The following is a 3,701-nucleotide window of genomic DNA, read 5'->3' as shown; positions in this document are numbered from 1 at the left end:
TCAGACACCCCATGTCGTTTGGTGTCAAGCGGTATGGGGTTGTGCGTGGTGCGACCAGGCGGTTGCTTCGTCGTAGAGGGTGCGGGTCTTGAGGCATCCGTGGAGGATGCCGACGAGCCTGTTGCCGACCTGGCGGAGGGCAGAGTTGTAGCCGGCCTCGCGGGCTCGCTGCTTGTCGTAGTACCGGCGGGCGCCGGGTGAGGCCCGCAGGGCGGAGAACGCCTGGCGCTGAAGCGCGTCGGCGAGCCGGTTGTTGCGCACGTAGCGGGCCTGGACGGTGTGGCTCTTGCCGGAGGCCCGGGTAACGGGGCTGGTTCCGGCGTAGTTCTTGCGGGCCTTGGCGGAGCTGTAACGGGTGGGATCGTCCCCGAACTCGGCGAGCACCCGGGCGCCGGTGATCTCTCCGATGCCGGGCATGGAGAGGTAGATCTCAGCGTCCGGGTGCGCGAGAAAATGCGCCTTCACCTGCTCTTCCATCGCGGCTATCTGTTCGTTGAGGGCGATCAGGAGACGAGCATGGGCGGTCGTGGTGGCCCCGTAGGCGGCGGCCACCGGCTCGGGCAGTTCCAGGTGCTTCTCGCGCAAGGCGGCCTGGATGGCCCCGGCCTTCTGGTCCCGGTTGTGGCGTCGGGCGCGGGCCAAGATGGCGGTGATCTGGATGCGGGTGAGCCTGGCCGCCGCCTGGGGGGTGGGCGCCTTGATGAGCAGTTCCAGCGCGTCGGTGCTGGTCAGCTCCAGGCTCGCGTAGGCGTTCAGGGCTGCGGGGAAGTACTCGCGCAGCGTGTTGCGCAGTCGTTGGAAGGTGCGGGTGCGTTCCCAGATCAGGGTCTGGTGGGCGCGGGCGACGACCTTGACGGCCTGGGCCTGGTCGCTGTCGCCGGCGATGGGCCGCAGCTGGTCGCGGTCGATGCGGACCATGTCGGCCAGCGCGTGGGCGTCGCCTCTGTCGCTCTTGGCGCCGGAGGTGCTGTACCGCTCCTTGAACCGGGCGACCTGCCGAGGGTTGATCGCGTAGACCCGGTAGCCGGCCGCAAGCAGGGCCTGCACCCAGGTGCCGCGGTCCGTCTCGATCCCGACGATCACGTCGCAGGGGACGAGGTCCTCACCCGCATGCTTCGCCACAAGCTCGTGGAGCTTGGTGATACCGTCCGCGCCCTCGGGCAACCTTGCGGTCGCGAGGCGGCGGCCGGTGGTGTCCTGGACTTCGACATCGTGGTGGTCCTCGGCCCAGTCGTCGCCGATCAGCAGCAACTCATCCTCCAGGTCAGGTACTTCCCGGTCATGCAGCCCGCGGAAGACACGGCACGCGGCCTAATGGATCCAGTGCTCACGCTCAGCTCGGCGGGCACGCCACCCCATCAGCGGTCATGGCCTTCCGGCCAACCAGCAGGGGCACGGTCTGACCACAGAACTCACAGTGGTTCCGGCGACATAAGTGCTCACCTGCTGGCGGCTACGGCACCGAGTCTCTCCGACCCGGCAGCTCCCATTAGGCGGCACGGCTGGAGCTGCCAGGTACCGCTGCGGCGGTCGCTGGAGCGCAGCGAGGAGGTGATCGAGGTGTGGAAGGCCGAGGTGTGGCCGCGGGTAAAACCACCGCCGCACACCTGGATGCCTACATCTGTTTCGCGGACGAGGCCGGGCAGTCGTTGATCCCGCCGAAGGGGCGGACCTGGGCGCCTCGCGGGGCACGGCCCATCGTGCGGGTGGCCGGACGGCGCGGAGGCAGGGTGAACATCGCCGGCGCGGTGTGCTTCAAGGCCGGCCGACGGGCGCGGATGTTCTTCAAGCTGCACGTCTACCACGGCCGCAAGGGCGAACCGAAGTCGGTCGCCTGGAACGACTACCGGGACTTCATCCAGATGGTGCACCTGCAGCTGGGCACCCCCGTGGTGTGGGTGTGGGACAACCTCAATGTGCACCTTCAGCAGGAGCTGTTCGACTTCGCCGAGGAGCACAAGGACTGGCTGGTGATCTTCCACCTGCCGCCGTACGCGCCCGAACTCAACCCGCAGGAAGGGATCTGGAGCCTGCTGAAACGGGCCCTGGCCGACTTCGCCGCCGCTGACCTCGCACATCTGACCCAGGTGATCAAGCGGAAGCTGAAGAAGATCCAGTACCGCCCGCACCTGATCGAGGGCTGCCTGCCGACCACCGGCCTGGACCTCACCGGCCTGATCAACCAGCCGGACATCGCGGATTCAACCTGAGTACCGGCACCACGGTCGACGGGGTGCACGGTGGTCCGCACCGGGTGGGTCCGTACGCGACCCGTTTCAACGATGCCGAGGACATGGTCAGGGCCGACCAGTACTTCCGTCAGGAGATCGCGCGTACGGGGGAGCCGCCGGACGCCGAGTTGCCGATCGCGGATCTCCTCGGGCCAGAGGGGCATACGCGTTTCACTGGTTTCTATCGCAACCCGGCGGATCTGAACGAATTCCTTCCCGTCAACTTCGAGGGTGGCACCATCCGTCCCGTCTATCGTATGGAGGACGGCGACTGGAAGCTCATTACCATGTACGCCAACCCTGCACCGGGCCGTCACCCATGATCGAGGTTGATTTATGAACAGAGAACTTGAAAAGTTCGTCAAGGTGTACCTGAGTTTGGAGCAGGCCTACGACACAACAGGTTACCTGCGTCCGACCTTGCACGCCTTTAAGGAAGAATATGTCAGTGCTGTCCGAGATGGGCTAGAGGCTGTATTGCGCACACGCGAGCTTTCCGTTGGGGAGTACGAGCATCTCACGGACATCGAGTTCGATGACGAGGATTCCTTGTACGGATATCTGCAGAGCATGTACCAGTATCTCTTCGAGGGGCAGGAAAAGCAGCCGGTCCCGCCAAACTAATCAAAGATGAGAGGTGCCTTGCGGGTCGTCGTGTGCGTCTGGTGACGTACACAGGCGAATTTCGCGACGGTTCGTTCCGTGACTGGTGCAAGAACGGGGCTCTTCACGAAGAAAGAGCGCTGCGGCAGGAGACCGGGCCTGGCCAGACTCCAAGGATCTTCAATGGTGGCTTCTGACGAACGTTCCTCCCCGTGCTGCAGAAAAGGCTTCCCATGAAGATCGCTGATCACTTTTGGCGGCGACTCCATCTACTCGGACGGAGAATGGGTGTGGCGGGGGGATCTCTGGTTTTATGTGAGAACCCATCATGTCGCCTTGTCGAAAGAATTTTCGGAGCGGATCGGGGGTTTCGACTACGTCATGTCGGCTGAGGACCTGTCGAGCCTCATGGAAATCGCCAAGGAAATCCGTGCGCGGCTGTGAAGATCCCGTGGTAGTGAAAATGCGACGAATCGACATTGACGACGACGAGGTCGGCATCGGCTTCGATCATCGGTTGCTCTATGCCGAGGAGCCTTATACAGGGGGCGCAGAGGACTACCTGGCGGGACATCTGGTGAGCCGCGTGACCTGCACGCGCAACGGAGTTCGTGTCCGGAGAGTTCAAGCGCTGGCATCCGAACGGTGTCCTTGCTAAATGCATGATCAACAGCGAGGATGGCAAGGTCCCCCTCGCCGAATACGAGTGGGCCGAGGAAAGCCGCCCGACTCGGGGTTTCACGGTCAGGACGACACTTTCGGGCTGCTCGCTGACGCCGTGGGGGACAGCGGCGACATGGTCGAAGAGCGCAGCACCGGCGGCGAACGTCTGCATACGGTGCGGGCGTTGCTGGCCATCTCGGACCG

General features: G+C 64.3%; 3 protein-coding genes and 1 pseudogene. 3 read left to right on the top strand and 1 reads right to left on the bottom strand.

What is annotated here, in order from left to right:
- Nucleotides 1-24 precede the first annotated feature (24 nt).
- Entirely contained in the window at nt 25-1,251 is a 1,227-nt protein-coding gene (locus GFH49_RS22395; protein WP_155053965.1) for an IS110 family RNA-guided transposase, read from the bottom strand.
- Nucleotides 1,252-1,488: 237 nt separating this feature from the next.
- Here GFH49_RS22395 and GFH49_RS22390 point away from each other — a divergent pair.
- From GFH49_RS22390 to GFH49_RS22380, 3 genes and pseudogenes are all read left to right on the top strand, one after another.
- Nucleotides 1,489-2,210 (top strand): annotated as a pseudogene (locus tag GFH49_RS22390) (IS630 family transposase); the annotation flags it as partial.
- Nucleotides 2,211-2,233: 23 nt separating this feature from the next.
- Nucleotides 2,234-2,554 (top strand): hypothetical protein, encoded by a 321-nt coding sequence (locus tag GFH49_RS22385; protein WP_196218090.1) that lies wholly within the window; start codon nt 2,234-2,236, stop codon nt 2,552-2,554.
- A 13-nt stretch (nt 2,555-2,567) separates the two neighbouring features.
- Nucleotides 2,568-2,855, top strand: coding sequence for a hypothetical protein (locus tag GFH49_RS22380; protein WP_155057892.1), 288 nt, complete (start codon nt 2,568-2,570; stop codon nt 2,853-2,855).
- Nucleotides 2,856-3,701: the final 846 nt, after the last annotated feature.

Origin of the sequence: Streptomyces blattellae (assembly GCF_009709555.1) — a bacterium.
In the GTDB taxonomy this organism is placed as follows: Bacteria; Actinomycetota; Actinomycetes; order Streptomycetales; family Streptomycetaceae; genus Streptomyces; species Streptomyces blattellae.
The sequence above is the reverse complement of the archived record's forward strand: the minus strand, read 5'-3'. Positions and strand labels throughout refer to the sequence as shown.